This is a genomic window from Paracoccus fontiphilus, from assembly GCF_017356265.1.
Taxonomy (GTDB): Bacteria; Pseudomonadota; Alphaproteobacteria; order Rhodobacterales; family Rhodobacteraceae; genus Paracoccus; species Paracoccus fontiphilus.
In genome coordinates this window covers 1-26,024 of the sequence record NZ_JAFNAW010000048.1, presented here as the reverse complement: position 1 = coordinate 26,024, position 26,024 = coordinate 1, and the positions used below count along the sequence as shown (strand labels likewise).

Annotated in this window: 28 protein-coding genes and 1 riboswitch; of the genes, 15 read left to right on the top strand and 13 right to left on the bottom strand. The window is 66.2% G+C overall.

From position 1 onward, the window contains the following. The coding region (locus tag J0F76_RS21370) for an integrase core domain-containing protein (protein WP_207470679.1) at positions 1 to 141 on the top strand (141 nt) is incomplete at its 5' end. A 697-nt stretch (positions 142 to 838) separates the two neighbouring features. On the opposite strand, the gene J0F76_RS14960 is transcribed toward J0F76_RS21370, so the two are convergent. From J0F76_RS14960 to J0F76_RS14935, 6 genes are all read right to left on the bottom strand, one after another. Then, the gene (locus J0F76_RS14960; RefSeq protein WP_207470677.1) at positions 839 to 1,609 is read right to left on the bottom strand and encodes a DUF1217 domain-containing protein; all 771 of its coding nucleotides are present in this window, start codon (positions 1,607 to 1,609) and stop codon (positions 839 to 841) included. Positions 1,610 to 1,616: 7 nt separating this feature from the next. Beyond that, positions 1,617 to 2,021, bottom strand: a complete 405-nt coding sequence (gene flbT, locus J0F76_RS14955; RefSeq protein WP_207470676.1) for a flagellar biosynthesis repressor FlbT — start codon at positions 2,019 to 2,021, stop codon at positions 1,617 to 1,619. Further along, on the bottom strand, positions 2,018 to 2,392 hold the full coding sequence (gene flaF, locus J0F76_RS14950; RefSeq protein ID WP_207470675.1) for a flagellar biosynthesis regulator FlaF: 375 nt from the start codon (positions 2,390 to 2,392) through the stop codon (positions 2,018 to 2,020). The genes flbT and flaF overlap by 4 nt, the downstream gene beginning before the upstream one ends. 59 nt (positions 2,393 to 2,451) lie before the next feature. After that, a complete protein-coding gene (locus J0F76_RS14945) occupies positions 2,452 to 3,294 on the bottom strand; it encodes a flagellin N-terminal helical domain-containing protein (protein WP_207470673.1) in 843 nt (280 codons plus the stop codon). Positions 3,295 to 3,466: 172 nt separating this feature from the next. Further along, positions 3,467 to 3,784 carry a hypothetical protein gene (locus tag J0F76_RS14940; RefSeq protein ID WP_207470671.1) on the bottom strand — a complete coding sequence of 106 codons (318 nt, stop codon included), beginning with the start codon at positions 3,782 to 3,784 and terminating at the stop codon, positions 3,467 to 3,469. Next, the gene (locus J0F76_RS14935) at positions 3,781 to 4,023 is read right to left on the bottom strand and encodes a chemotaxis protein chel (protein ID WP_207470669.1); all 243 of its coding nucleotides are present in this window, start codon (positions 4,021 to 4,023) and stop codon (positions 3,781 to 3,783) included. Before J0F76_RS14935 ends, J0F76_RS14940 begins: the two co-directional genes overlap by 4 nt. Before the next feature lie 106 nt (positions 4,024 to 4,129). Between J0F76_RS14935 and fliK the strand changes: the two genes are divergently transcribed. After that, positions 4,130 to 5,032, top strand: a complete 903-nt coding sequence (gene fliK / locus J0F76_RS14930; RefSeq protein ID WP_207470666.1) for a flagellar hook-length control protein FliK — start codon at positions 4,130 to 4,132, stop codon at positions 5,030 to 5,032. 12 nt (positions 5,033 to 5,044) lie between these two features. Then, positions 5,045 to 5,722, top strand: a complete 678-nt coding sequence (locus tag J0F76_RS14925) for a flagellar hook capping FlgD N-terminal domain-containing protein (protein ID WP_207470664.1) — start codon at positions 5,045 to 5,047, stop codon at positions 5,720 to 5,722. On the opposite strand, the gene cbbR is transcribed toward J0F76_RS14925, so the two are convergent. Next, positions 5,719 to 6,639: a LysR family regulator CbbR gene (gene cbbR, locus J0F76_RS14920; protein ID WP_207470662.1), complete on the bottom strand. Its 921-nt coding sequence runs from the start codon at positions 6,637 to 6,639 to the stop codon at positions 5,719 to 5,721. The genes J0F76_RS14925 and cbbR overlap by 4 nt on opposite strands. Before the next feature lie 95 nt (positions 6,640 to 6,734). On the opposite strand from cbbR, the gene J0F76_RS14915 reads away from it, so the two are divergent. The 8 genes from J0F76_RS14915 (at position 6,735) to rpe (ending at position 15,405) form a co-directional block, all read left to right on the top strand. After that, on the top strand, positions 6,735 to 7,730 hold the full coding sequence (locus tag J0F76_RS14915; RefSeq protein WP_207470660.1) for a class 1 fructose-bisphosphatase: 996 nt from the start codon (positions 6,735 to 6,737) through the stop codon (positions 7,728 to 7,730). Between the two features lie 7 nt (positions 7,731 to 7,737). Further along, positions 7,738 to 8,610 (top strand): phosphoribulokinase, encoded by an 873-nt coding sequence (locus J0F76_RS14910; protein WP_207470657.1) that lies wholly within the window; start codon positions 7,738 to 7,740, stop codon positions 8,608 to 8,610. Between the two features lie 12 nt (positions 8,611 to 8,622). Continuing rightward, positions 8,623 to 10,626, top strand: coding sequence for a transketolase (gene tkt / locus J0F76_RS14905; protein ID WP_207470656.1), 2,004 nt, complete (start codon positions 8,623 to 8,625; stop codon positions 10,624 to 10,626). After that, positions 10,617 to 11,696 carry a class II fructose-bisphosphate aldolase gene (fba, locus tag J0F76_RS14900; RefSeq protein ID WP_207470655.1) on the top strand — a complete coding sequence of 360 codons (1,080 nt, stop codon included), beginning with the start codon at positions 10,617 to 10,619 and terminating at the stop codon, positions 11,694 to 11,696. Before tkt ends, fba begins: the two co-directional genes overlap by 10 nt. Before the next feature lie 14 nt (positions 11,697 to 11,710). Continuing rightward, complete coding sequence (locus tag J0F76_RS14895) at positions 11,711 to 13,174, top strand: form I ribulose bisphosphate carboxylase large subunit (protein WP_207470654.1); 1,464 nt, start codon at positions 11,711 to 11,713, stop codon at positions 13,172 to 13,174. A 53-nt stretch (positions 13,175 to 13,227) separates the two neighbouring features. Then, a complete protein-coding gene (locus J0F76_RS14890; RefSeq protein ID WP_207470653.1) occupies positions 13,228 to 13,644 on the top strand; it encodes a ribulose bisphosphate carboxylase small subunit in 417 nt (138 codons plus the stop codon). An 89-nt stretch (positions 13,645 to 13,733) separates the two neighbouring features. Continuing rightward, complete coding sequence (cbbX, locus tag J0F76_RS14885; RefSeq protein WP_207470652.1) at positions 13,734 to 14,687, top strand: CbbX protein; 954 nt, start codon at positions 13,734 to 13,736, stop codon at positions 14,685 to 14,687. A gap of 19 nt (positions 14,688 to 14,706) precedes the next feature. Then, entirely contained in the window at positions 14,707 to 15,405 is a 699-nt protein-coding gene (gene rpe / locus J0F76_RS14880) for a ribulose-phosphate 3-epimerase (protein WP_207470651.1), read from the top strand. Here rpe and J0F76_RS14875 read toward each other — a convergent pair whose 3' ends face one another. The 3 genes from J0F76_RS14875 to J0F76_RS14870 are packed head-to-tail and all read right to left on the bottom strand — an operon-like array spanning position 15,406 to position 16,871. After that, on the bottom strand, positions 15,406 to 16,071 hold the full coding sequence (locus tag J0F76_RS14875) for an HNH endonuclease (RefSeq protein ID WP_242690230.1): 666 nt from the start codon (positions 16,069 to 16,071) through the stop codon (positions 15,406 to 15,408). Beyond that, positions 16,047 to 16,319 carry a hypothetical protein gene (locus J0F76_RS20965; RefSeq protein WP_242690229.1) on the bottom strand — a complete coding sequence of 91 codons (273 nt, stop codon included), beginning with the start codon at positions 16,317 to 16,319 and terminating at the stop codon, positions 16,047 to 16,049. The genes J0F76_RS14875 and J0F76_RS20965 overlap by 25 nt, the downstream gene beginning before the upstream one ends. A 6-nt stretch (positions 16,320 to 16,325) precedes the next feature. Further along, a complete protein-coding gene (locus tag J0F76_RS14870; RefSeq protein ID WP_207470650.1) occupies positions 16,326 to 16,871 on the bottom strand; it encodes a DsbA family protein in 546 nt (181 codons plus the stop codon). A 68-nt stretch (positions 16,872 to 16,939) separates the two neighbouring features. Between J0F76_RS14870 and J0F76_RS14865 the strand changes: the two genes are divergently transcribed. Beyond that, positions 16,940 to 17,719: an SDR family oxidoreductase gene (locus J0F76_RS14865; protein ID WP_207470649.1), complete on the top strand. Its 780-nt coding sequence runs from the start codon at positions 16,940 to 16,942 to the stop codon at positions 17,717 to 17,719. Here the strand turns inward: J0F76_RS14865 and J0F76_RS14860 are convergent. Together J0F76_RS14860 and J0F76_RS21270 are read right to left on the bottom strand one after the other, a co-directional pair. Further along, complete coding sequence (locus J0F76_RS14860) at positions 17,716 to 18,054, bottom strand: DUF3140 domain-containing protein (RefSeq protein ID WP_207470648.1); 339 nt, start codon at positions 18,052 to 18,054, stop codon at positions 17,716 to 17,718. The two genes, J0F76_RS14865 and J0F76_RS14860, sit on opposite strands and share 4 nt — an antisense overlap. Then, a complete protein-coding gene (locus J0F76_RS21270; RefSeq protein WP_207470647.1) occupies positions 18,041 to 19,777 on the bottom strand; it encodes a glycosyl transferase family 90 in 1,737 nt (578 codons plus the stop codon). The genes J0F76_RS14860 and J0F76_RS21270 overlap by 14 nt, the downstream gene beginning before the upstream one ends. A 132-nt stretch (positions 19,778 to 19,909) precedes the next feature. Beyond that, positions 19,910 to 19,999: riboswitch (glycine riboswitch) on the top strand. Positions 20,000 to 20,154: 155 nt separating this feature from the next. Here J0F76_RS21270 and gcvT point away from each other — a divergent pair. The 3 genes from gcvT (at position 20,155) to gcvP (ending at position 24,572) form a co-directional block, all read left to right on the top strand. Beyond that, a complete protein-coding gene (gene gcvT, locus J0F76_RS14850) occupies positions 20,155 to 21,279 on the top strand; it encodes a glycine cleavage system aminomethyltransferase GcvT (RefSeq protein WP_207470646.1) in 1,125 nt (374 codons plus the stop codon). A 16-nt stretch (positions 21,280 to 21,295) separates the two neighbouring features. Next, the gene (gene gcvH, locus J0F76_RS14845; RefSeq protein WP_207470678.1) at positions 21,296 to 21,652 is read left to right on the top strand and encodes a glycine cleavage system protein GcvH; all 357 of its coding nucleotides are present in this window, start codon (positions 21,296 to 21,298) and stop codon (positions 21,650 to 21,652) included. Positions 21,653 to 21,734: 82 nt separating this feature from the next. Further along, positions 21,735 to 24,572, top strand: a complete 2,838-nt coding sequence (gene gcvP / locus J0F76_RS14840; RefSeq protein WP_207470643.1) for an aminomethyl-transferring glycine dehydrogenase — start codon at positions 21,735 to 21,737, stop codon at positions 24,570 to 24,572. 32 nt (positions 24,573 to 24,604) lie between these two features. Here the strand turns inward: gcvP and J0F76_RS14835 are convergent, their stop codons facing one another. Beyond that, on the bottom strand, positions 24,605 to 25,858 hold the full coding sequence (locus J0F76_RS14835; RefSeq protein ID WP_242690231.1) for a calcium-binding protein: 1,254 nt from the start codon (positions 25,856 to 25,858) through the stop codon (positions 24,605 to 24,607). Positions 25,859 to 26,024 lie beyond the last annotated feature (166 nt).

The window sequence follows — 26,024 nt, the reverse complement described above, 5'->3', positions numbered from 1 at the left end:
TCTGAACCGAAGGACCGCGCAGCGAAATGGGTCGACTGGTATAACAGCGCCCGCCTGCACAGCGCCATCGGTTACGTCACGCCGAACGAAGCAGAGGAGGTCTTCTACGCAAGCTTGAACGCTGCCGGAAAAGCAGCCTAATCAGTGAACCAGAAACTCTCCGGTAAACCCGGGGCGGTTCATAGATACACAAAGTTCAGGACACTCCCTGTCTCCCACTTGGCAGCCTTGAATCAGCCAGCGATCCGTTTGGATATCCTCAAACGTCAACACGCCCTAGTTCCTCCTGGATATCTTCAGTGAAGGCGATGGGTTCGGCGTTCGTCAGACCCGCAGGCTGGCTCGGTTGGGAATAACAGGTGCTGCGCGGCAGATTCATGGCTTTTGCATTCCCGTCTGATGGACCGTGCCGCTGATGACGATGGATCTTTCGCTGCTGTTCGCGCTCCGCGTCTGCGGAGTTTCTTTGGCAAGCTCCAACTCCCTTGTCATCTGACCCAGCTTCCGCTTGCGTGCGGCGAGACGGACTTGATACTCCACGACGACGCTTGCCTCGACCTCCTTGTCATTCAACCCGTCTTTGGTCGAATTGTGCCCTCCACGGCGGGATAAGGTCGGCGGAGATGTTGTGGCTGTGCATCGCGCCGCCCGGGCACAGCGGCGCGCGTCTCCTGGCAAAGCTGTCGCTTGAACGGCATCGAGTGTCGGCGGCGGTGACCTCACGATGCGATGGGTCTTCGCGATCAAGCCCTGTCAAGCGGATCCGTTTTCTTGGGTCCCGTAGTGCAGCCCATGGAGTTCACTCCACTTCTTCAGCATCTTGGCAATTCAGCGCCCGTCAACGGGAGAGCAATGCAAGCGCCGCACTATAGCGGTTGCTGCTGACCGACGTCTGCATCTGGGACAACGCCAGATAGCGCGTGATCAACTTGTCGGTGACTTCCGGCTTGCTCATTTCCGCGAAGCTGCTGGTTCCCAAGATGCGATCCGAGGCCGACATGAACTCGTCAAGCTGTCGGTCAACCGAAAGATTGGCAATCGAACTGCTGAAGCCGAAGGCGCCTTCAAAAACTTCGCGCAATGTCTCATTCGCCATGACTTCGTACCACATCGTCCTGTCGCTCGACGTGCGTGCAGCGAAGCCTTGCAATTCCTTGCGGGCATTCAGGGCAAGGCGATAGGCTTCATTCCCCTCGCCAACGCGTTTCTGAAACTGTTGCTGAACATAAGCCTCGGCGACCATGTTGCTTGTGGCCTCGGTATCGGCAAGGTTCTGGAATTCCTTGGCAAGCTTCAGATAGCGTTTGTCACTGAGCCGATTGGCCAGCGATTTGCTGTCGCCGGTATCAGAGTCCAAAACCTTGCGTATGAAGGCCTTGTTGGGAAGATCGTCCTCGAGGCCGAAAGCGGCAAGGGCCACCTGCAGCATCTTGTAGTCCCCGACCAAGTCCGCGGCCGTGGTTTCCGAGGTCAGGTTTTCCCGGAAGTAGGCAGTAGCGCGCTGGATCACCGGGTCCTTTGCCGTCGCCTCGATCTGACGTGTCTCGGTCCGCTGCAGGACGCGCCAGCCTGCAAGGCCACTGATACCGATGCTGATGGCAGAAGTCACGGCACCCTCACTGGCGACGGCCCTGGATAAGCTCTTCTTCCTGGGGCAGGAATTCGCGCAAGCGGCGCATGGCCGGATAGATCGCCCCCTCCTCGACGCTGGCTTTCGCTTCCAGCAGGGCCGCCCGGGCCACCGCACTGTCGAACACCTGCGCAAGTTGGGCGATGGCAAGCAGCAACTGGCGCTTGCCCTCGGCGGGCGGTGCGTCGCCCGACAAGATCAGTTGCGCGATATAGCACGCCCGACCGACGGGCGTGCCGGCACGGTCCGGATGAAGCGCATCCTTCAATCTCAGGACATTGGCATTGGGCGTGCGGATGGCGATCTTGGATCGCCGATCGCCGTTTTCGATGACGGCGCCGTTGATCAGCACCCGTTCATTCGGCGCGAGCTTCAGAACCAGGCCGCTCATGCCGCGCCCCCTTGGCGAAGGCCGCGCATCACGGCCATGTTGACGTCGATCAACGGCTCGATCGCGGCCTTGCGCGCCATGGCGCGATGGCCGTGGCGCAGCGAGAACGAGGCAAGGGACAAGAGCCCCCCGCGGACCTCGTCCGGCAGTCCATTTCCGGCGCTGGCCAGGTCGGCCGCAAGGATCGTCCACAACTGGTTGTTCTTGTGAACGGCCGCGATCACGTCGGCGCCGTTCTTGTCCTCGGCTGCCTGGCGCAGCATCCGGGTGATGCGAGAGAAAACGTCGTATTCGGCATCGCGTGGCGTACGGACGACGCTGCTACCATAGCCATGTCCGGCAAAAGACGAGACCGCGTTCAAGGTGACCATCCTGATCTAGAGATTTCGGTGGCGGGGCGGGGGCGCCGTCAAGGCGCCCCCGCGAGGGATCAGCGGAACAGGCTCATGATCGCCGAGGGCGCTTGGTTCGCGATCGACAAGGCCTGGATGCCCAGCTGCTGCTGGGTTTGAAGGGCCTGCAGGCGCGCCGAGGCCTCCTCCATGTCCGCATCCACCAGCGAGCCGATGCCGAGCTTCAGCGAGTCCGCCAGGTTGCCCACGAAATCGGCCTGGTCGGTAATCCGCGCCGAGGCCGCGCCGAGGGTCGCCGAACCCGCGATCGCAATGTCAAGCAGAGCTTCGATATCTCCCACGGCAGTCAGCGCACTTGCCTGATCGGTGATGGTCGTGAGCGTTCCCCCGACAATATCCGCTTCGTAGTCCAGCGAGTCGACCACGATGGTGTTGGCGGTCGTGGCGCCCGTCCCCGACGTACGGTCAAGCGAGGCCAGCGTGGTGAAGGTCGCCCCGCCGTTGATGCCGTCGGTGCTGAGCAGGTTCACCCCGTTCATCTGCGTGCCGGTCACGATCGAGGTGATGTTCGCCATCTTCTCGGTGATCTGGTTCTGCACGGTGGTGAAGTCGAAGCCGTCGGTTCCGGCGCTTCCCGCCAGCTTCTTCATGTCCGTCAGCAGCTTGACGACCTCGTCCGACCCGGCGAGCGCGGTCGTGACGGTCTGGTTGGCGACGTTCAGGCTGCTCTGGATGGTCTTGGCGGCTTCCTGGTCGGTTTCCATGGTCTTGGAAATGGCCCACAGCGCGGCGTTGTCCTTGGCGCTGGAGATCGACTTGCCGGTCGAGATTTCCGACTGCGCCTTGTTCAGGCTGGAGTTCACGTTCTTCAGGGTCTGCAGGGCGACGATGGCGCCGTTGTTGGTCAGAATACTGGACATCTTATCCTCTGGTATGATGGATGCTTTGCACCCGAGATTGTGACGGTTGGCCTTCTGACCCTGGGCGTTTGTCCCTGTGCCGCTTTTGGCATGACCGCAGTCCTAGCAGCCGGTGATTTACGGATAGTGAATTTGCCCCCTACCTCCAAACAGCGAACACAGAGGATTTTAGTCAAAACCGCTGCGGCATGGCGGCATCGGTCGGCGTCTGGTGCCGGCGGCCCGCCTGATCATAGGTCTGCAGCATCCGCACGCTTTGAAGGATATCCTTGATCTGGTCGATGGCGCGCTGCGTGCCACGCGCCGAATCCTCGGCCAGGCGGCGCAGGTGCAGCAGGGATTGCTCGATCCGGGGCCTGGCCTCGGGTTCGATCCGGTCACGTTCCAAGCGCTTGGCCAGCGCCTCGATCCGGGCCAGCGCCAAGGCCGAATCGCCGGAAATGATCGCCTGCTGGACGCCGTCCAGCATCGCCTTGTGCCTGGTCTTCATTGCAGTTTCATCCGGTCATCGAAGCCGAGGTCGACCTGCGCGGCCATGATCGCGGCATATTCCCGGGTCAGGAAGCTGCCGAACTGGTCTTCGCCCGCACCGCCGCCAAAAGCGCCCGCCACCGATCTGGGACCGCAATATTTCATCATTTCCTCAAGAAACGCTTGTTCCAGTTTCTCCGCCGCCTCCGATCCGGTTTTTTGAAAGGGCGGAGGGGTTTGAATAGGGCTGACCTGCATGGTTTTTCCTGATTGCGTGGTTTTTTCAGGATAGGCGGACCACGGTAAATAAATAGTAAGGAGTTGCGGATATCCAATTCCCAATCGGGATCGGGAATCGCCCTATATGTCAGAGTGCCTTGTTACACAGTTGCTGATCGGCCCGCAGGCTGCCGCGGCGACCCAGCCGACCGTGGCCGTCGAGGAAGCGGACGCCGGCTTCACTCTCGGGGAGGAACTGCCCGAGGAGCCGGCCGACGCGCCCGGCCACGAAGGGCCTGCGGCCGAGGTTCCGGTCCACGATCCCCTGCAACTGCTGATCGAGGATCTGTCGGGAATCACCGGCAGCCTGCGGGACGCGATACCGCAGGCGGCGGAGGAGACCCAGGTGACCGTGCCCTCGACGGATCTCATGGCGCCCAGGACCGCGTCGCCAGACGGCCTGCCTGTGATGCCGGAGGGGGTGCGGCTGGACATCCCGCAGGCCGAGCCCGCCCCTGCCGACCTTGTCGCGGTAGAGCCGCCGACACTCGACGCGGAACCGCTGCTGGCCGAGGCCGTGGCGGCCCAGGCGCCATCCCTCCCGCAGGTCGAGGCCGCTTCGCCCGGCACCATGCGGCCGGTCAAGGCCGCCGTTCCGCCTCCGGTCGCCCATCAGATCGCCGAGGCCGTGGTGACGACCCGCGACAGCGTCGTCGAGATCGCCCTGGCACCCGAGGAACTGGGAAGGCTCCGCATGGTCGTGACCGGCCCCGAGCAAAGCCCGCATGTGATGATCTGGGTCGAGCGGCCGGACGTCCTGGAACAGTTGCGGCGCAACTCGGCCTTTTTGCAGGAATGCTTCGGTGATGCCGGGATGCCCGAGGCATCCTTCGAGTTCGGAGGCGACACCCCGTCCGGGTCGCATGACGGACGCCCCTCGCCCTCGCGGATGGATCATGCCGTTTCGGACGGAAGCGCGCAGATGCGGGTCGTCCCGGTGGCATGGTCGCCGATCGCCGTTCCCGCGCGGCTGGACATCAGGATTTGAAAGGAAGGACAGATGATCTCCGCACTCGGTTCCACCGCCGCCGCCGCCACCGCCAGCACCAGCGCGGCCCCCACGACGGCGTCGGCGGGCACGGCGCCGGCAGCGTCGGCGAACTACAACACGTTTCTGAGGATGCTGACCACGCAACTGCAGAACCAGGACCCGCTCAACCCGATGGAGGGAACCGATTTCGCGGTCCAGCTTGCCACCTTTTCGGGCGTGGAACAGCAGACGCAGACAAACGCTCTGCTGGAATACATGATCGCCCAGACGGGGGGCAGCCTGGGCCAGGTCGCCACCTGGATCGGCAAGGAGGTCCGCACCACCGAACCCGTCTGGTTCGGGGACAAGGCGGTGACGCTGGACATCACCCATGACAGCCGTGCCGACAGCGTGACGCTGGTCGTCCTGAACGAAACGGGGGCCGAGGTGAGCCGCGAGGACATCGGCACAGGCGAGGGTCAGATCGACTGGTACGGGCGCGATGCCTCGGGCCAGAAGCTGGCCGATGGCCGCTATTCCTTCGTGGTCGAAAGCAGCCGCGCAGGCGAGGTGATCTCGGAGAATGCGATCGGCGCCTATGTGACCGTGACCGAGGCGCAGATCGGCTCCCAGGGGATCGAACTGATCTTCGCGGGCGGCGGATCGGCCCTTGCCAGCCAGATCGAGGCGATCCGCGACCCCGGCTAGAGCTGCGGCAGGAAGCTGCCGCGCATGGCCAGGGTCTCGTCGCGGACGCGAGCCGTGGCCGCGCTCATCTGCCGGTCGGTGCGGCGCAGCAGGTACCAGCTGCGCTGGATTGGCAACCCGATCCCCCGCAGCGCGATCAGGCGGCCGCTGCGCAGCTCCTCCGTCACGGTATGCTGGGAAATCAGCGCGACGCCCAGGCCCGCGATCACCGCCTGCTTGATCGTCTCGTTCGTGCCCATCTCGACCGCGCGCCAGGTCGCGCCCTCGCCGATGCGGTCCAGAAAGCGGGTCATCAGGATGCGGGTGCCCGATCCTTCCTCGCGCGACAGGAAGGTCTGGGCCAGCAGGTCGCCCGGCATCACCGGGTCCGCATCGGCCAGGGGGTGGTCAGGCGCCGCGATGATGATGTGGGGATGCGGGCCGACGGGATCGGCGATCACCGCCGGCTCGCGGGGCGGGCGGCCCATGATCACCAGATCCAGGTCGTCGCCGGCAAGGGCCGCAAGGATCGCATCGCGATTGCCGATGCGCAGCGTCACCTCGATCTCGGGCAAAAGTCGCAACAGCCGCGCGACCAGGCCGGGGGCGAAATACTTGCCGGTCGAGACCACGCCCAGCACGACAGTGCCGACATGGCCCCGCCGCAGGGCGCCGATGTCGCGGCTCGCGCGGGCCAGGGCGGTGGCGATCTGTTCCTCGGCCAGAAGCAGGGCCCGACCCTCGGGCGTGGGACGAAAGGCGCCGTGTTCCGCCCGGGCGACCAGGGGGCAGCCCGCCAGATCCTCCAGGCCCCGAAGCTGGCTGTGGATGGCGGGCGTGGTCAGGCCCAGCAGGCCTGCCGCGCCGGTCAGGCTGCCGCTGTCCGCTACCGCACGCAGGCAGCGCAACTGGCGCAGGGTAAGGCCTTCCACCCTCATCTTCAGCCAAATCTAATCCGTGTTCGGAATTATTAAATTTCCTCGAAAAACCTCCCCTGTCAATCTGGGCTTGCCAGACGCCACGGGAGGGGCCGATGACCACACCCACCATCGACACGACGCATGTTCCGCCCCGGTTCCGCGCGCTGATGCTGGCGCTGGCGCGCGGCGGGGCGACGCTGGCGGGCGTCATCCGGCGCGGCGACGACAGCCTGTCGTCCGAGGTCGGGATCAACAACGACGGGGACGGGCAGAAGCGCCTGGACATCCAGGCCGACGCCCTGTTCCGCGATGCGCTGCGCGACACCGGCCTGCGGTGGTTCGCCAGCGAGGAGCAGGCAGCCCCGCTGCCGATGCAGCCGGACGGAACCCTTGCCCTGGCCATCGACCCGCTGGACGGATCGTCCAACATCGACACCAATGTGTCGATCGGCACGATCTTCGCGGTCTACCCGGCCGAGGATCAGGCCGAGGCCAGTTTCCTTCGCCCGGCTCGCGACCTGATCGTCGGCGGCTACATCATCTATGGCCCGCGCTGCTGCCTGGTGGTCAGCTTCGGCGATGGCACGCAGATCTACACGCTGAACCCCGACACGGACAGCTTCGACCTGACGAACCCGCGCGTGGTGATGCCGGATTGCTTCTTCGAATTCGCGATCAACGCGTCCAACTACCGTTACTGGCCGCGCCCGATCCGCGCCTATATCGACGACTGCCTAGCCGGGATCGACGGCCCGCGAGAGCGCAACTTCAACATGCGCTGGATCGCAAGTCTGGTGGCCGAGGCACATCGCATCCTGATGCGGGGCGGGATCTTCCTGTATCCGTCCGACGCCCGCAAAGGATACGAAAAGGGCCGGCTGCGGATGCTGTACGAATGCGCGCCCATCGCCTTCGTCATCGAGCAGGCGGGCGGCCGGGCGAGCGACGGCGCGCTGCCGATCCTGGATGGGGCCATCACCGACCTGCACGGGCGCACGCCCATGGTCTTCGGGTCCGCCGAGAAGGTGGACCGGGTCGCCGCCTATCACGACCTGCCCGATGCCGAGGTTTCGGCACTGTTCGGCCATCGCGGCCTGTTCCGGGCCTGAGGGAACCATGAGCAAGAAGCACCCCATCATTTCGGTCACCGGCAGTTCCGGCGCGGGCACCACGACCGTCAAGACGACCTTCGACCAGATCTTCCGCCGCGAGGGCATCCGCGCCGTCAGCATCGAGGGCGACGCCTTCCACCGCTTCGACCGCCAGGCCATGAAGGACGAACTGGCCCGCAGGCAGGCGGCGGACGACCAGACCTTCAGCCATTTCAGCTTCGACGCCAACGAGCTGGAGAAGCTCGAGGACATCTTCCGCGTCTATGGCGAGACCGGCCGGGGCGAGACGCGCCACTATGTCCACGACGACCGCGAAGCTGAACGCTGGGGGTCCGCGCCGGGCACCTTCACCCCCTGGGCGCCGTTCGAGGAAGGGTCCGACCTGCTGTTCTACGAAGGGCTGCACGGCGCGGTCGTCAACGACAGGGTCAACCTGGCGAAGCTGGCCGACCTGAAGATCGGCGTGGTGCCGGTCATCAACCTGGAGTGGATCCAGAAGATCCACCGCGACAAGGCCAGCCGGGGCTATTCGACCGAGGCCGTGACCGACACCATCCTGCGCCGGATGCACGCCTATGTGCATTGCATCTGCCCGCAGTTCACCCAGACCGACATCAACTTCCAGCGGGTGCCGGTGGTCGATACCTCGAACCCCTTCATCGCGCGCTGGATTCCCACCGCCGACGAAAGCCTGGTGGTGATCCGCTTCCGCAACCCGCGCGGCATCGACTTTCCCTATCTGGCCCAGATGATCGACGGGTCGTGGATGACGCGGGCCAATTCCATCGTCATCCCGGGGCCGAAGACCGACCTCGCCATGCAGCTGATCCTGACGCCGATGATCCTGCGCCTGATCGACGACGCCAAGCGCGCCTGAGGGGGACACGCCATGAACCAGATGACCCGCATCGACGAAGGCCTTGAGACGAAGATGGCCAATGCCATCCGCGCGCTTGCGATGGATGCCGTGGAAGCAGCGAAATCCGGCCATCCCGGCGCGCCGATGGGCATGGCCGACGTGGCGACGGTGCTGTTCAACCGCTTCATGCGGGTGGACCCGGGCGATCATCGCTGGCCGGACCGCGACCGCTTCGTGATGTCGGCGGGGCATGGCTCGATGCTGGTCTATGCGATCCATCACCTGCTGGGCTATGACGACATGGGGCTCGACCAGATCCGCGCCTTCCGGCAGATGGGGTCGCGCACGGCGGGTCATCCCGAATACGGCCATGCCGAGGGGATCGAGATGACGACCGGCCCCCTGGGTCAGGGCATCGCCACAGCGGTTGGCATGGCCTTGGCGGAACGCATGGCCCATGCCCGCTGGCCCGATCTGACGGACCACTGGACCTATGTGATCGCGGGCGACGGCTGCCTGATGGAGGGGATCAGCCACGAGGCGATCGACCTTGCGGGCCACCTGCGCCTTGGCCGGCTGGTCGTGCTGTGGGACGACAACGGCATCACCATCGACGGCGGCACGGACCTGTCCACCAGCACCGACCAGCGGGCGCGCTTTGCCGCTGCGGGCTGGCATGTGCAGGCGGTGGACGGCCACGACCGGGACGCGGTGGCGGCGGCCATCGAAGCCGCGCGGGCCGACGACCGCCCCTCCATGATCGCCTGCAAGACCATCATCGGCTTCGGCGCGCCGAACAAGCAGGGCGGGCACGATGTCCACGGGGCGCCGCTGGGGGCCGAGGAGATCGCCGCCGCCCGCAAGATGCTGGACTGGCCGCATGAGCCCTTCACCCTGCCCGAGGATGTCACCGCCGCCTGGGCCGCCATCGCGGCGCGCGGGGCGCAGGCTCGGGCAACTTGGGCGGCACGGTTGGACGCCTCCCCCGACCTTGCCGCCTTTCTTGCCGCCCAGGGCGCACCCGACGCGCAGACCTTGCGGAACACGATTGCTGAATATTGCCAAAGGCTTGTCCAGGATCGCCCGAAGGTCGCAACCCGCAAGGCGAGCGAGATGGCCTTAGAGGTCATCAACGTCGCCCTGCCCCAGACCATTGGCGGAAGCGCTGACCTGACCGGATCGAACCTGACCCGCAGCAAGGGGATGCAGTCCATCCGCCCCGGCGACTACACGGGCCGCTATGTCCACTATGGCATCCGCGAACATGCGATGGCCGCGGTGATGAACGGCATCGCGCTGCATGGCGGGTTCATCCCCTATGGCGGGACATTCCTGGCCTTTGCCGACTATTCCCGCCCCGCGATCCGGCTGGGCGCGCTGATGGGGGTGCCGGTCGTCCATGTCATGACCCATGACAGCATCGGGTTGGGAGAGGACGGCCCGACCCACCAGCCGGTCGAGCATCTGGCCTCACTCCGCGCCATCCCGAACCTCCAGGTCTTCCGCCCCGCCGATGCGGTGGAAACCGCCGAGGCCTGGGAAATCGCGCTGACCAGCCAAGGGCCTTCGGTCCTCGCGCTGTCGCGGCAGAACCTGCCCACGGTGCGCACCGAGGATGAGGATGCCAACCGCAGTCGCCGGGGCGCCTATGTCCTGCGTGCCACGCCCCTGCCCCGTGACGTGACCCTGATCGCCACCGGGTCCGAGGTCGAGATCGCCCTTGCCGCCGCCGACCTGCTGCGGGCCGACCGGATCAATGCCGCCATCGTCTCGGCCCCCTGCTTCGAATTGTTCGCGGCCCAGGACCGCGCTTATCGCCAGGGCGTGTTGTGCGACGCCCCCCGCATCGGGATCGAGGCCGCCATCCGCCAAGGCTGGGATCTGTTCCTGCGCCCCGAGGACGGCTTTGTCGGCATGACGGGCTTTGGCGCATCCGCCCCCGCCCCCGCGCTTTACGCCCATTTCGGCATCACGCCCGAGGCGGTCGCCGCCTTGGCCAAGCACCTTGTCAAGGGAGAGGACGAATGGCGCTGATCACGCTGAGACAGCTTCTGGACCACGCCGCCGAGCATGGCTACGGCGTGCCCGCCTTCAACATCAACAACATGGAACAGGGCCTGGCGATCCTGAAGGCGGCGGCCGCGGTCGATGCCCCGGTGATCCTGCAAGCATCGCGCGGGGCGCGGTCCTATGCGGGCGACATCATGCTGAAGCGCATGGTCGAGGCCCTCGCCGAGATGAACCCCGCCGTCCCGATCTGCCTGCACCAGGACCACGGCAACAACCTGGCGACCTGCATGTCCGCGATCCGCCACGGTTTTACTTCCGTGATGATGGACGGATCACTGCTTGAGGACATGAAGACTCCGGCAGATTACGACTACAACGTCGCGGTGACGGCCAAGGTCGCGGAAGCCGCCCACGCGGTCGGCGCATCGGTCGAAGGCGAGCTTGGCGTCCTTGGCAGCCTGGAAACCGGCGAGGCTGCGGCCGAGGATGGCTCGGGCGCCGAAGGCAAGCTGGATCACAGCCAGCTTCTGACCGACCCCGACCAGGCCGTCGATTTCGTGCTGCGCACCCGCTGCGACGCGCTTGCCATCGCTTGCGGCACCTCGCACGGCGCCTACAAGTTCACCCGCAAGCCGGATGGCGAGATCCTGGCCATGCACGTCATCCAGGCGATCCACGACCGCCTGCCCGGCACGCATCTGGTCATGCACGGATCGTCCTCGGTCCCGCAGCACTTGCAGGATCTCATCAACGCCTCCGGCGGGCAGATGCCGCAGACCTGGGGCGTTCCGGTCGAGGAAATCGAACGCGGCATCCGCATGGGCGTGCGCAAGGTCAATATCGACACCGACTGCCGCATGGCGATGACTGGGCATTTCCGCAAGGTCGCACGCGACCGCCCGGACGAATTCGACCCCCGCAAGTTCATGATCCCCGCGATGGCCGAGCTGACCGCGCTCTGCCGCGACAGGTTCGAACGCTTCGGCACGGCGGGGCAGGCCCACAGGATCAAGGTCATCGCGATGGACGAGATGGCCAAACGCTATGCGTCGGGGGCTCTGGACCCGGCCATCACCGGCGCGAAAGCCGCCTGAGAGGAGGAAAGACCATGAACGAGATGTCGAACCCCAAGATGGATGCCAAGAAGCGGTATGCCGCGGGCGTGCTGAAATACGCGCAGATGGGTTACTGGGAACCGGACTACACCCCCAAGGACACCGACGTGATCGCGCTGTTCCGGATCACGCCGCAGGACGGGGTGGATGCGGTCGAGGCTGCTGCGGCAGTGGCGGGCGAAAGTTCCACCGCGACCTGGACGGTAGTCTGGACCGACCGCCTGACGGCTTGCGACAAGTACCGCGCCAAGGCCTATCGCGTCGATCCGGTCCCCAACTCCTCGGGCGAATACTTCGCCTATATCGCCTATGACCTGGACCTGTTCGAGCCGGGTTCCATCGCCAACCTGACGGCGTCGATCATCGGCAACGTCTTCGGCTTCAAGCCCCTGAAGGCCCTGCGGCTGGAGGACATGCGCCTGCCCGTGGCCTATGTGAAGACCTTCCAGGGACCGGCGACCGGCATCGTGGTCGAACGCGAGCGGCTGAACGTCTATGGCCGCCCGCTGCTGGGCGCGACCGTGAAGCCCAAGCTGGGCCTGTCGGGCCGCAACTATGGGCGCGTGGTCTATGAGGCGCTGAAGGGGGGCCTGGACTTCACCAAGGACGACGAGAACATCAACAGCCAGCCCTTCATGCATTGGCGCGATCGGTTCCTGTACTGCATGGAGGCGGTGAACCGCGCCTCGGCGGCTACGGGCGAGGTGAAGGGGACGTATCTGAACGTCACCGCCGGGACGATGGAGGAGATGTATGCCCGCGCGGAGTTCGCGAAATCGCTGGGCAGCGTGATCGTGATGATCGACCTGGTGATCGGCTATACCGCGATCCAGTCGATGGCCAGATGGGCGCGGGACAATGACATGATCCTGCACCTGCACCGCGCGGGCCATTCGACCTATACCCGCCAGCGCAGCCACGGCGTCAGCTTCCGCGTGATCGCGAAATGGATGCGGCTTGCGGGGGTGGACCACCTGCACGCGGGCACCGTCGTCGGCAAGCTGGAGGGCGATCCGGCCACCACCAAGGGCTATTACGACATCTTCCGCGAGGAGCGGAATCCCATGGCGCTGGAGAACGGCATCTTCTTCGACCAGGACTGGGCCAGCTTGAACAAGATGATGCCGGTGGCGTCAGGCGGCATCCATGCGGGCCAGATGCACCAGCTTCTGACCTATCTGGGCGAGGACGTGGTGCTGCAATTCGGCGGCGGCACCATCGGCCATCCCCACGGCATCCAGGCGGGCGCCACCGCCAACCGCGTGGCGCTGGAGGCGATGGTCTTCGCCCGCAACGCCGGCCGCGACATCTGGAACGAAGGCGAGGACATCCTGCGCGATGCGGCCCGCACCTGCACGCCGCTGCAGCAGGCGCTGGATGTCTGGAAGGACGTGTCCTTCAACTATGCCTCGACCGATGCGCCCGATTTCGCGCCGACGCCCGAAGTGTCGATGTGACCCGCAGCGGTGCGTGTGAACACGCACCTTCCCCCGCCATAAGGAGCATACCCATGAAACTGCGCCAAGGACAGTTCAGCTTCCTGCCCGACCTGTCGGACGACGACATCCGCGTGCAGGCCCAATACGCCATCGACAACGGCTGGGCCGTATCCGTCGAGTACACCGATGACCCGCATCCCCGGAACACCTATTGGGAAATGTGGGGGCATCCGATGTTCGACAACCCGGATGCCGCCGCCGTGGTCTTCGAGGTCAACGAATGCCGCAAGGAGCATGGCGGCAAATACATCCGCGTCATCGCCTTCGACGCCTCGCCCGGATGGGAATCCATCCGCATGAGCTTCATCGTGAACCGCCCCGCGACGGAACCCGGCTTCCGCCTGGTCCGGCAGGAAGCCGAGGGGCGCAGCGTCAGGTATACCATCGAAAGCTATGCGGTGCGCGAACCCGAAGGGGCGCGCTACTGACCAACGCCGGGGGCGCTTCGCCCCCCGGACCCCCCGAGGATATTTAGGCCAAAGTGAAAGACGCCGCCTAGATCCAGCAAGGTGCTTCCATGGACAACCCCTGCCCCACCCATATCGATCTGGCCGCTGCGTTCGAGGAAAGCGGCGTTCGGGACGTTCTGCGCGAACTGGACGACACCCTGATCGGGCTGGAACCCGTCAAGTCCCGCATCCGCGAGACCGCCGCCCTGCTGCTGGTGGACAAGGCCCGGCGCGAGATGGGCCTGGCGACGGAAACGCCCACGCTGCACATGTCCTTCACCGGCAATCCCGGCACCGGCAAGACAACGGTGGCACTGAAGATGGCCGATCTGCTGCACCGCCTGGGCTATGTGCGCAAGGGCCACCTGGTCACGGTGACGCGCGACGACCTGGTCGGCCAGTATATCGGCCACACCGCCCCCAAGACCAAGGAGGTGCTGAAGAAGGCCATGGGCGGCGTGCTGTTCATCGACGAGGCCTATTATCTGTACCGGCCCGAAAACGAACGCGACTATGGCCAGGAGGCCATCGAGATCCTGCTTCAGGTCATGGAAAACAACCGCGACGACCTTGTGGTGATCCTGGCGGGCTATGGCGACCGGATGGACCGCTTCTTCGCCTCGAACCCCGGCTTCCGGTCGCGCATTGCCCATCACATCGAGTTTCCGGATTACACCGATCCCGAACTGCTGCATATTTCGGAAAGGATGCTGGATGCGCAAAACTATCGCCTGGACGACGCTGCCCGCGCGGCGATGGCCGAATACATCGCCGCACGGCGACGGCAGCCGCATTTCGCCAATGCCCGGTCGGTCAGGAATGCGCTGGACCGGGCTCGCCTGCGGCAGGCGAACCGGCTGTTCAACGAGGCGAAGGGTCCAATCGACGTCGGCCGCCTGTCCCTGATCACCGAGCCCGACATCCGCGCCAGCCGCGTCTTTCGGGGCGGCCTGGACGTGGATAGAATGAATGGCGACAGGCTTGACGCGCAAGGCGCAAACCGCCAAGCCGCTGCCGAATGATTGCGAAAGGAACCGTTTGATGGCCTTCGACCGCTCGATCAAGATCGCCCCTTCGATCCTGTCCGCCGATTTCGCCGATTTCGGACGCGAAATCCGGGCGATCGAAGCGCAGGGCGCCGACTGGGTGCATGTGGATGTGATGGACGGGCATTTCGTGCCCAACCTGACCTTCGGCCCGCCCGCCGTGAAGGCCTTCCGCCCCCATGTGAACACGGTCATGGACGTCCACCTGATGATCGCGCCGGTGGACGCCTATATCGAGGCCTATGCCGAGGCGGGCGCCGACATCATCACCGCCCATGTCGAGGCGGGGCCGCACCCGCATCGCACCCTGCAGGCGATCCGCGCGACGGGGAAAAAGGCCGGGATCGCGCTGAACCCCGGCACCCCGGTCGAGGCGGTGGAATACCTGCTGGACCTGTGCGACATGGTGCTGGTGATGACGGTGAACCCGGGCTTCGGCGGGCAGAAGTTCATCCATTCGCAGGTGGACAAGATCGCCCGGCTGCGCGGCATGATCGGCGACAGGCCCATTCACATCCAGGTGGACGGCGGCGTCGATCCGACCACCGCGCCCCTGGTCGCCAAGGCGGGGGCGGACGTGCTGGTGGCGGGCTCGGCCGTGTTCAAGGGCGGCTCGGTCGATCAGCCGCAGGTCTATGGCGGCAACATCCGCGCCATCCGCGAGGCTGCTCAGGGATTGGCGCTCTCGGCCTGATCACCAAGCCAGGTCGCCGGTCGCGATCTGGCCGAAGACATTCTCGCGATGCCAGCGCAGGTTTTCGGGATGGGGCGCGTCCCTCGGGTCGCGGGGCGGGATCAGCCTGCCTCCAGGCGACAGCAGCCGATCCACGACATCGGCCGGCACCTTGTTGCGCGAGACAAGGATGGAATGGTCGTCGGCGACCGAGATCAGCCCGCGATCGAACATCCAGTGCAGCGTCCCCGACAGGGCCAGGCCGTTTCGCACGGAATCGCTGCCCTGGTGCTCGACCGGACGGATATGGGCCGCCTGGACCTCGGGACGACCGCCGCCGTTGCGCAGCCGCAGCCCTGAAATGGCGCAGCGATAATCATAGGCGTCGCGAACCTTGCGGCGGAAAGCCACGTCCCTGTAGGACCTGCGCAGCAACCGTTCGACGACCGGGCGCTCGAAGGTCTGGGCGCCTTCGGCCATGTCGAAGGGTCGCGGATCGTAGCGGGTGGCCTCGATGTCCTCAAGCCGTTGCGGCAGGCCAAGGTTCACGATCCGCGCGAAGTCGCCTTCCGTGATGCGGCGCACGGCTGATTGGGCAAGGCCACCCGATAACGGCGATCCGTCAGGGGCGGTCAGCGCCGCCTCCATCGGCCGACCTTCGATCAACCGCGGCACATGGCGGTCCATCTCCAGAAAGCTGCCAGGCGGATGCGGGCAAGGTATCGCCCTGGCACGACGGGATTGGGATCAATGCGGTCGATCAAGGCCAGCGCAAAATAGCCGCGCTGACCGGCCTTCACGGGTTCATAATAGACGATCCAATCGCCGACGGCCTCGTTCATCGCCTTTAGATATTGGCGCGGAAAGTCGTAAACCTGATCTGGCTGATCGTCATAGATCGAATCCGCCTTGTGCATCAGGACCAGCTTGACCATCGGCCGTCAGCCCAGCGCCGCCGCCCAGTCCCCGACCGGGTCGCCGCTGCCAAGCCCTGTTGCCAGCCCGTTCACCATGAAGGTGGGCGAGACATGGATGCCGTTCTGGCGGGCGTATTTCGCGTGCCACTTGATGACGGCCTCAAGCTCGGGGAAGGCGAAAGCGTCGGCCAGGGCCACGCCGCTGCGATCCTCCAGCCGGGCGATGATCTGGCGGGGCGTGGCGTCCATGTTCGGACCCTTGCGATGTTCCTCGAACTCGAAATCGTCGCGGTGGTCGGCAATGGCGTCCAGGACGCGGCGGGCCTTGTCGCGGCCGCCTTCGGTCATGGAGGCCGCCAGCACGCAGCGCGTCACGACGGGGGAAAACAGGTGCCAGGGCTGCGACTGCATCCGCAGCTTGACGGTCACGCGGTCCCGCCCTGCCGCGTCCAGAAAGGCGTCCAGCTTGCGGAAGGCCTTGACTGAGAAGGGGCAGGTCGGCTCCAGGAAGATTTCGAAGCTGCTTGGGCCTTGTCCCCATTCCAGCGGATCGGCGGTGCGTTTCGACATCGGATGGCCTCTTCGGTTTGACATTCCCCCCGTCGCGGGCATCCTGCGGACAACCAAGGAGGATGGCAATGGATCTGGGCATCAGGGGAAAGCGGGGGCTGGTTTGCGCGGCCTCGAAGGGCTTGGGACGCGGCTGCGCCGAGGCCCTGGCCGAGGCGGGCGTGGATCTGGTCATCAACAGCCGGACCGAGGCCGACATCACCCGCACCGCCCGGGAGATCGCGGCGAAGCACGGCGTCAACGTCACCCCTGTCGCTGCCGACATCACCACAGAGGAAGGCCGCGCCGCCGTGCTGGCGGCGGTGGGACAGGCCGATATCCTGGTCACGAACGCGGGCGGCCCGCCGCCGGGCGACTGGCGCGACTGGAACCGCGACGACTTCATCCGCGCCATCGACGCCAACATGCTGTCGGCCATTGCGCTGATGCAGGCGCTTGTCCCCCCCATGATGGAGCGGGGCTGGGGCCGGGTGGTCAACATCACCTCGCAATCCGTCCGATCGCCCATCGCGGTTCTTGGTCTATCGAACACGGCGCGGACCGGGCTGACCGGATTCGTCGCGGGCATGTCGCGGCAGGTGGCGGGCAGCGGCGTCTGCGTGAACAACATCCTGCCCGGCATCCACGCGACCGACCGCGCCGACAGCCTGGACAAGGGCGTGTCCGACAAGCAGGGCATCAGCATGGACGAGGCGCGGCGCCAGCGTCAGGCGGGCATTCCCACCGGCACCTACGGCACGCCCGAGGATTTCGGCGCGACCTGCGCCTTCCTGTGCAGCCAGCAGGCGCGCTTCATCGTGGGCCAGAACATCCTGCTGGACGGCGGGGCCCTGAACGTGACGATCTAGCGTTCCTGCTTCAGCGGGTCGTGGCCCCAGTTCATCAGGGAAAAGCGCCAGTCGCTGTTTTCCTTGTCCTCGCGCGGGCCGCCCTGGGCCATGTGGCGCTTGATATAGCCCACGACCTTGGCCATGTGCGCCCAGTCGTCGTCGTCAAGGTCGGCCTTCTTCCTGCCCTTGATCTCGATGATGCGGCGGCCGGACTTGTGGCCAGTGCTTTCGCCGTCGCCATGGGTGTCGCCGACCGCCTGGCTTTCGTCCGTGTCCAGCCACTTGCGCAACTCGGCAGGGGTCATGTTGACCAGGTCCTGCCACTCGCTCCAGATCTCGTCATGGGATTTCATGCGCGGCTCCTTTGCGCGACAAACCCGCATCAGCGGCCGGGGTTCCAGAACCGTGCAGGCGATAGGCCCGCAGGATGCCCGCAAGCTGCTGGCGGCGTGCTTCGGGGTCCGCCAGCACGGCGCACAACGCACGGGCGCGGGCTGAGATCCGCTGGCATTCATCGGGATTGGCGCGCGCCCAGGCAAGCCGGTCGGGCAGGTCGCCCGCGCCGGGTTCCAGGGGGATGTAGTGCTGCCAGGGCTGGAAAAGCCCCCTTGCGAATGTCTCCCAGCCGTCCTCCTCCAGAAGCACGACCGCGTGGCTGTTGGCCAGCGGCAGGAAATCCTCGGCCCCCGAGGTCGCGCCCAGGCAGATCAGGTAGCGATGCGACAACAGGAAGTCGTCGCCCTTCCGCGCCGCGATCAGGTGCGACAGCCCGGCGCGGTCCAGCGCCCTTGTTCCCCGCGCATCGGGGGTCAGGCCCGCGTCGATGTCCGGCGATCCCAGATGGCGCAGGGTCAGCGCGACACGGGTGGCGGCATAAAGGTCGGCCTGGGGCCCGCCTGCCAGGATGTCCGACACGACATCGTGGACCGGCCTGCGCGGCTGGCCGTCCTGCCCGGCCACATGGCCCGACAGGTCGCCCCGCCAGACCGCCCGGTCAAGCTTCTCGGCAAAGGGCGAATCGATCCGGCCCGGACGGCCCAGATAGCCGTCGTTGCCCAGGCGATGCAGCCAGGGCATCGGCCACAGGAACACGTTGGCCGCCCCCGCCCGGCGGCACGGGGCCAGGACCGGCCCCGTGCCCCCGCCCGTCAGGCCGGGCTGCATGTCGATGGCATAAACGCCGCCATCGGCCGCCTGCGCGATGTCGTTGGCGGTGGTGGCGATGCGCAGCAGGCGGGGCAGTCCGGGCTTGGCATGGAAGAACCCGTCCGGACCCGGACGCAGGGGCAGCGGATCGCCGTTGCGGTCCCGGACCTCGCCCTTGTCCAGATCGACCACGGCAAAATGGTTCGAGACGGCGCGATGATCCCCCGCCGCCGACGCGGCTGGCAGGGCGGTCCGGACGATCGTCGCGCTGACGCGGTCCCGGTCGGCCTGCGCCACATCGGCGGGGGCCTCGGTCAGCATCTGCGACAGGCCGGCAAGATAACCCTCGCGCCGCACCTTCGCCCCTGCGCCGGGCCGGGGCGGACACTGGGGCAGGTCGAACCAGGGCGCCAGGGCATCGCGGTAATCGCCGGGGGCGGCGCGGTCGATGTCGATCTCGACGAACTCGGGCCGGCCCGCGAAATAGGTGCGGCAGGCGGCCAGGTGCGCGTCCCATTCGGCCGCCCACAGGTCGGCCAGATCGCCGACCCCCACCCCGCGGATCCGGGCATAGGCACGGGCATAGCCGCCGCCCCGGTGCATATAGCGGCTGATCACCCAGTCCTCGACATTTCGGGTGTTCAGCAGGAAGACCGAGCCGGGATAGCTTTCGTCAAGGAAGCGGTATTCCTTGAACGCCTCGACCACCGGCATGTTCAGGTAGCGCACCGATTCCATGTCTGTGAAGGCGACCGTGGTGTCGGCCCAGGGTTGCAGGGGCCTGACGCCTGCCAGCTTTGACCAGGCGATGTCCTCGGCCAGGGCGCCCTCGGCCCAGTGGACGGCGGGATAGCCGTTCATGCCGAACAGCCTGGCGATGAAGGTCGTGCCGCACTTGTTGTAGCCGATCTGAAAGAACTTGCGCGCCACGCCACCCTCCGTCCGATGCGGCGCGACCCTGCGGCGAGGGAGGGCCGCTGTCAATCGCGGCAGGGTTGATCGCACACGCGGCGACTACGACAAAAGGCTTGCCTTGGCCCGGCCGCCCGGCTAGCTGTCAGCCATCGGAATTCGGGAGAAGCCGGCCTTGCGCCGGTGCCGAAGGAGCAGCCGCCCCGGCGAACTCTCAGGCAGAAGGACCGCTTTCCGTCAAGAACTCTGGAGAGTGGCGTTCGCGCCCGCCGAAGGGATAACGATCTCAGGCGCCCAACCCGGCAGGTCCGGGCGGGCAAGGACAGAGGGGGCATCGTATCGGGCATCCGCCCGCCACCCGATGCCGGCTGTCCGGCTGTCTTGAAGGAGGTCAGATGACCGACGATTCGCGCCGGACCGGACTTTACGACCTGCATGTCGCGCTTGGCGCCCGCATGGTGCCCTTTGCCGGATGGGCTATGCCGGTCCAGTATCCCACCGGCGTCATGGCCGAGCACCTGCACACCCGCGCGCGTGCCGGGCTGTTCGACGTCAGCCACATGGGCCAGGTTCTGGTCACGCCCCAAGGCGGGGACATGGCGCAGGCCGCGCTGGCGCTGGAAAGCCTGATCCCGGCGGATGTGCTGGGCCTGCCGCAGGGGCGGCAGCGCTATGGCCTGTTCACCAACGACCAGGGCGGCATCGGGGACGACCTGATGTTCGCCAACCGGGGGGATCATTTCCTGCTGGTGGTCAATGCGGCCTGCGCCGATAAGGACATCGCGCATCTGCAGACGCTGGAAGGCGTGACGGTGACGCCCGTCACCGATCGCGGGCTGCTGGCGCTGCAAGGACCCCAGGCGGCCGGGGTTCTGGCCCGGCTGGTGCCCGCCACGGCCGACATGCGGTTCATGGACAGCCAGATCCATGTCTGGGACGGGGTCGAGCTGTGGATGTCACGGTCCGGCTATACGGGCGAGGACGGGTTCGAAATCTCGGTTCCCGCGGCGGACCTGCGCCGGTTCGCCCAGGCGTTGCTGGACCAGCCCGAGGTCGCGCCCATCGGCCTTGGCGCTCGTGACAGCCTGCGGCTGGAGGCCGGGATGCCGCTTTACGGGCATGACATGGACGCAACGGTGACGCCGGCGCAGGCCGCGCTTGGCTGGTCGATCCCCAAGGTTCGCCGCAGCGGCGGCGCGCGGGCGGGCGGCTTTCCGGGCGCCGACGCGATCCTGGCGGAACTGGCCGAGGGTCCGGCATCCGTGCGGCGCGGATTGCGCCCCGAGGGCCGCGCGCCGATCCGCGAGGGTGTGGCGATCTTTGCCGATGCCGAGGGTGGCGAACCTGTTGGCCATGTCTCGTCCGGCGGCTTCGGTCCGTCGGTGAACGGTCCCGTCGCCATGGCCTGCCTGCCCACCGGCCTGCCGGACGGCGCCACGGTCCATGCCGAGTTGCGCGGCAAGCGCATCCCCGTGGCCATCACCCCCCTGCCCTTCATCACCCCGTCCTACAAACGCTGAGGAGCCTGACCCCATGCTGAAATATACCGAAGACCATGAATGGCTGCGCGCCGAGGGTGACGAGATCGTCGTCGGCATCACCGCCCATGCCAGCGAGCAACTGGGCGACGTGGTCTTCATCGAACTGCCCGAGGAAGGCCGCGAGGTCTCGGCGGGCGACGAGGTCGTGGTGATCGAATCCGTCAAGGCCGCCTCGGACATCGCCGCCCCGGTCGCGGGCGTGATCACGGCAGTGAACAGCGCCCTGGCCGATGCGCCGGGTGGCGTGAACGACGATCCGCTGGCTGCCTGGTTCTTCCGCATCAAGCCCGCCGACGGGACGAGCCTGGACGGCTTCATGGACGATGCCGCCTATCAGGCGCTGATCGGCTGATGTCGCCGGGGGACCTTGCGTCCCCCGGACCCCCTGCAGGATATTTGAGCCAAGGCAAAGGCGCCTTGGAAAGAAGGCGACCATGACCCGCTGGACCCCGACCGACTACAACCCCGACGATTTCGCGAACCGCCGCCACATCGGCCCCTCGCCCGCCGAGATGGAGGCGATGCTGAAGGTCGTAGGCGCCGACAGCCTTGATGCGCTGATCGACCAGACCGTGCCCCGCGCGATCCGGCAGGGCACGCCGCTGGACTGGCCCGCGCTGTCCGAGGCAGCCCTTCTGGACCGGATGCGGCAGGTCGCGGCGAAGAACACCGTGATGACCAGCCTGATCGGCCAGGGCTATCACGGCACCGTCACGCCGCCCGCGATCCAGCGCAACATCCTGGAGAACCCGGCCTGGTACACGGCCTATACCCCTTATCAGCCCGAGATCGCGCAAGGGCGGCTGGAGGCGCTGCTGAACTTCCAGACCATGGTCGCCGACCTGACCGGGCTGCCGGTCGCCAATGCCAGCCTGCTTGACGAGGCGACGGCGGCGGCCGAGGCCATGGCCATGGCGCGCCGGCAGTCGAAGTCCAAGGCCGATGCGTTCTTCGTGGCCCATGACCTGCACCCCCAGACCATCGCCGTGATCGAAACGCGGGCGGCGCCCTTGGGCATCCGCATTGTCAAGGCCTCCATCGATGACCTGAAGGCGGAGGAGGTTTTCGGGGCGATCTTCCAGTATCCGGGCACCTATGGTCACATCCGCGACCTGACGCCCGAGATTTCAGCCCTGCACGCGGCGGGCGCCTTGGCCGTGGTGGCGACCGACCTGCTGGCCTTGTGCCTGCTGAAGGAACCGGGCGCGATGGGCGCCGACATCGCCGTGGGGTCCGCGCAGCGATTCGGAGTGCCGATGGGCTATGGCGGGCCGCACGCCGCCTTCATGTCCTGCCGCGACGAGTTGAAGCGCGCCATGCCGGGGCGGATCGTGGGCGTGTCCATCGATGCCAAGGGCAACAAGGCCTATCGCCTGTCGCTGCAAACGCGCGAACAGCATATTCGGCGCGAGAAGGCCACCTCGAACGTCTGCACCGCGCAGGCGCTGCTGGCGGTGATGGCGTCCTTCTATGCCGTCTTCCACGGGCCGGTGGGCCTGCGCGCCATCGCGCAGCGGGTGCATCTGCACGCCGTCACCATCGCCGACGCCCTGCGCGCGGCGGGGGCCGAGGTCGCGCCCGAGGCCTTCTTCGACACGATCACCGTCAAGGTGGGCGTGGGCCAGCAGGGCATCATGGCCGCCGCCCGCCACCGTGGCATCAACCTGCGCAAGGTGGGCCGTGACCGAGTCGGCATCAGCGTCGATGAAACCACCGATGCCAGTGTGATCACGCGGCTGCTGGACGCCTTCGGCATCACCGATGCGGCCGAAGCCGCCACCGGCCTGGCCATCCCCGAGGCGCTGCTGCGCGAAAGCGACTACCTGACCCATCCGGTGTTCCACATGAACCGCGCGGAATCCGAGATGATGCGCTACATGCGCCGGTTGTCGGATCGCGATCTGGCGCTGGACCGGGCGATGATCCCGCTGGGGTCCTGCACCATGAAGCTGAACGCGGCGGCCGAGATGATGCCGATCACCTGGCCCGAGTTCGGCGCGCTGCACCCCTTCGCGCCGGCCGACCAGGCGGCGGGCTATGCCGAGGCGATTCGCGACCTAACTGACAAGCTGTGCGCCATCACCGGCTACGACGCGTTTTCCATGCAGCCGAACAGCGGTGCGCAGGGGGAATATGCGGGGCTGCTGACGATTGCGGCATACCACAAGTCGCGGGGCGAGGAGCGGGATGTCTGCCTGATCCCGGTTTCGGCGCATGGCACCAACCCGGCAAGCGCTCAGATGTGCGGGATGAAGGTCGTGGTGGTGAAATCCGCGCCCAACGGCGACATCGACCTGGAGGATTTCGCGGACAAGGCGGCCAAGGCGGGCGACAAATTGGCGGCGGTGATGATCACCTACCCCTCCACCCACGGCGTCTTCGAGGACACCGTGCGCGAGGTTTGCGACATCACCCACAGGCACGGCGGCCAGGTCTATATTGACGGGGCGAACATGAACGCGCTTGTCGGGCTGGTGAAGCCGGGCGAGATCGGCGGCGATGTCAGCCACCTGAACCTGCACAAGACCTTCGCCATCCCGCATGGCGGCGGAGGCCCCGGCATGGGGCCGATCGGGGTCAAGGCGCATCTGGCGCCCTTCCTGCCCGGCGATCCGCGAGAGGATGACAGCGGCGCCGTCAGCGCGGCGCCCTATGGCAGCGCGTCGATCCTGCTGATCTCCTGGGCGTATTGCCTGATGATGGGCGGGGCGGGGCTGACGCAGGCCACGCGCGTGGCGATCCTGAACGCCAATTACATCGCGTCTCGGCTGGCCGGGGCCTATCCGATCCTGTTCATGGGCAACCGGGGACGGGTCGCGCATGAGTGCATCATCGACACGCGGCCCTTTGCCGACCACGGCGTCACCGTGGACGACATCGCCAAGCGGCTGATCGACAACGGCTTCCATGCCCCGACGATGAGCTGGCCCGTGGCGGGCACGCTGATGGTGGAGCCGACCGAGTCCGAGACCAAGGCCGAGATCGACCGCTTCGTCACCGCCCTTCTGGCGATCCGCGACGAGATCACCGAGGTGGCCGAGGGCCGGATCGAGGCCCACCAGAGCCCCCTGCGCCATGCCCCCCACACGGTCGAGGACCTGGTGGCCGACTGGGACCGCCCGTATTCCCGCGAACAGGGCTGCTTCCCGCCGGGCGCGTTCCGGGTGGACAAGTATTGGCCACCCGTTGGCCGGGTGGACAACGCCTATGGCGACCGCAACCTGGTCTGCACCTGCCCGCCCCTGGAAAGCTATGCCGAGGTGGCGGAATGACGAAAAAGGGCGCCCTTGGGGCGCCCTTTTTGCTACAGCAGGAAGTCGCTGGCGGTCAGGTCATGTATCCCGGACAGGCGGATCACCATCTCGGCCTGGGGGTCCGCATCGTTGTCGATCAGGATCGAGGTCACGTCCTGGGCCCTTCCCGCGCGATCGGCATGGCGGATCGCGATCACGCCTTGGGGCATGGTGCCAAAGTGCTGCGTCCCGATAAAGCCGAACGCGTTGTTGCCCCTTGATATGGCCGAGCCATCAAGGGCGCTAAGATCGATGACATCGGCGCCTTTCTGGAAGTCGAGAATGACATCGGACTGCGCGAATTGCGCCGAACCGTCTGCAAGGGTGCCGAAGACGAAGTGATCCGCGCCGGCGCCCCCGAACAGCCGGTCCAGGCCCTTGCCGCCGTTCAGCCGGTCGTTGCCGTCCCCTCCGGCCAAGGTGTCAAGGCCGTCCGCCCCGACCAGGGAATCGTTGCCTGCCCCGCCGATCAACTGGTCGGCACCCGCCAACCCGTTCAGCAGATCGTTGCCTGCCCCTCCTGCCAGATGGTTGGCAAGGGCGGACCCCGTCAGACGGTCGTTGCCATTGCCTCCGGCTGCATTCTCGATCCCGACAAGCTGGTCGTGGCCCAAGCCGGTATTCTGGAGTTCGACGGTATCCAGCCGCAGCGCCACGCCGGCCTTGCCCGACACGCGGACCCAGTCGTTTCCGCCGCCGCCCAGCAGCACGTCACCGCCTGCGTCCAGAAACAGCGTGTCATCGTCGTTTCCGCCGATCAGCCTGTCATTGCCCAGGCCGCCGCGCAGTGTATCGTTGCCGCCCATGCCATGGATCGTGTCATTGCCGCCAAGCCCGTTCGCATCGTCGCCGAACATGCCGAGGTCGAAGCGGTCGTTTCCGGCCAGCATCCGCGCGACGATGGCATTGTCGTCCGCGCGCGACAGCGTGGCCATGGCGCGGGTCATGTCGGTTGCCTGGATGTCGATGCCGTAGATCAGCCAGGCCGGCTGGTATTCCCAGCCATGCCAGGCCAGTTCCGAATAGCTTTGGATGGTTCCGGCGGTCATGGTGTCGCGGGAATCGACCCGGATGTCCTTGCCGAGGAATCCGCTGGCCATGGAATAGCCGTCGTCATCGCTCCACGCGACGGCATAAAGGTCCTCGAAGACCAGGTTTCCCGCCCGCAGGTTGTAGTTGTTCTCGAAAGCGACCTGTTCGACGTTCCGGACCAGCCGGTTCAGGTCCAGGCCGTCCTGGTCATAGGCCAGGCTGGCGTAAAGCATTGCCACGACAACATCCCCCTCGAATACCCGTCATGCCGCGGGCGAAAACAACACCTTCGGCCGGATGGCCGCGAGGGATTGCTAGAGCCTGTTGCACTCAATCGACCTCATAACCTGCGGCTTTGAAGTAGTTGTAGCATTCCTCGTCGGAGAACAGATCGCAGAC

Excerpts from the sequence above, each read along its gene's own strand:
- J0F76_RS14940 (WP_207470671.1), bottom strand. The coding sequence starts at position 3,784 with ATGAAGACCAGGCACAAGGCGATGCTGGACGGCGTCCAGCAGGCGATC.
- J0F76_RS14865 (WP_207470649.1), top strand. The coding sequence starts at position 16,940 with ATGGATCTGGGCATCAGGGGAAAGCGGGGGCTGGTTTGCGCGGCCTCG.
- J0F76_RS14910 (WP_207470657.1), top strand. The coding sequence starts at position 7,738 with ATGAGCAAGAAGCACCCCATCATTTCGGTCACCGGCAGTTCCGGCGCG.
- J0F76_RS14925 (WP_207470664.1), top strand. The coding sequence starts at position 5,045 with ATGATCTCCGCACTCGGTTCCACCGCCGCCGCCGCCACCGCCAGCACC.
- J0F76_RS14835 (WP_242690231.1), bottom strand. The coding sequence starts at position 25,858 with ATGCTTTACGCCAGCCTGGCCTATGACCAGGACGGCCTGGACCTGAAC.
- fba (WP_207470655.1), top strand. The coding sequence starts at position 10,617 with ATGGCGCTGATCACGCTGAGACAGCTTCTGGACCACGCCGCCGAGCAT.
- J0F76_RS14860 (WP_207470648.1), bottom strand. The coding sequence starts at position 18,054 with ATGAAATCCCATGACGAGATCTGGAGCGAGTGGCAGGACCTGGTCAAC.
- J0F76_RS14945 (WP_207470673.1), bottom strand. The coding sequence starts at position 3,294 with ATGTCCAGTATTCTGACCAACAACGGCGCCATCGTCGCCCTGCAGACC.
- cbbR (WP_207470662.1), bottom strand. The coding sequence starts at position 6,639 with ATGAGGGTGGAAGGCCTTACCCTGCGCCAGTTGCGCTGCCTGCGTGCG.
- gcvT (WP_207470646.1), top strand. The coding sequence starts at position 20,155 with ATGACCGACGATTCGCGCCGGACCGGACTTTACGACCTGCATGTCGCG.
- J0F76_RS14875 (WP_242690230.1), bottom strand. The coding sequence starts at position 16,071 with ATGGACCGCCATGTGCCGCGGTTGATCGAAGGTCGGCCGATGGAGGCG.
- J0F76_RS14915 (WP_207470660.1), top strand. The coding sequence starts at position 6,735 with ATGACCACACCCACCATCGACACGACGCATGTTCCGCCCCGGTTCCGC.
- cbbX (WP_207470652.1), top strand. The coding sequence starts at position 13,734 with ATGGACAACCCCTGCCCCACCCATATCGATCTGGCCGCTGCGTTCGAG.
- J0F76_RS14890 (WP_207470653.1), top strand. The coding sequence starts at position 13,228 with ATGAAACTGCGCCAAGGACAGTTCAGCTTCCTGCCCGACCTGTCGGAC.
- J0F76_RS14935 (WP_207470669.1), bottom strand. The coding sequence starts at position 4,023 with ATGCAGGTCAGCCCTATTCAAACCCCTCCGCCCTTTCAAAAAACCGGA.
- J0F76_RS20965 (WP_242690229.1), bottom strand. The coding sequence starts at position 16,319 with ATGGTCAAGCTGGTCCTGATGCACAAGGCGGATTCGATCTATGACGAT.
- flbT (WP_207470676.1), bottom strand. The coding sequence starts at position 2,021 with ATGAGCGGCCTGGTTCTGAAGCTCGCGCCGAATGAACGGGTGCTGATC.
- rpe (WP_207470651.1), top strand. The coding sequence starts at position 14,707 with ATGGCCTTCGACCGCTCGATCAAGATCGCCCCTTCGATCCTGTCCGCC.
- J0F76_RS14870 (WP_207470650.1), bottom strand. The coding sequence starts at position 16,871 with ATGTCGAAACGCACCGCCGATCCGCTGGAATGGGGACAAGGCCCAAGC.
- tkt (WP_207470656.1), top strand. The coding sequence starts at position 8,623 with ATGAACCAGATGACCCGCATCGACGAAGGCCTTGAGACGAAGATGGCC.
- J0F76_RS14895 (WP_207470654.1), top strand. The coding sequence starts at position 11,711 with ATGAACGAGATGTCGAACCCCAAGATGGATGCCAAGAAGCGGTATGCC.
- flaF (WP_207470675.1), bottom strand. The coding sequence starts at position 2,392 with ATGGTCACCTTGAACGCGGTCTCGTCTTTTGCCGGACATGGCTATGGT.
- fliK (WP_207470666.1), top strand. The coding sequence starts at position 4,130 with ATGTCAGAGTGCCTTGTTACACAGTTGCTGATCGGCCCGCAGGCTGCC.
- gcvP (WP_207470643.1), top strand. The coding sequence starts at position 21,735 with ATGACCCGCTGGACCCCGACCGACTACAACCCCGACGATTTCGCGAAC.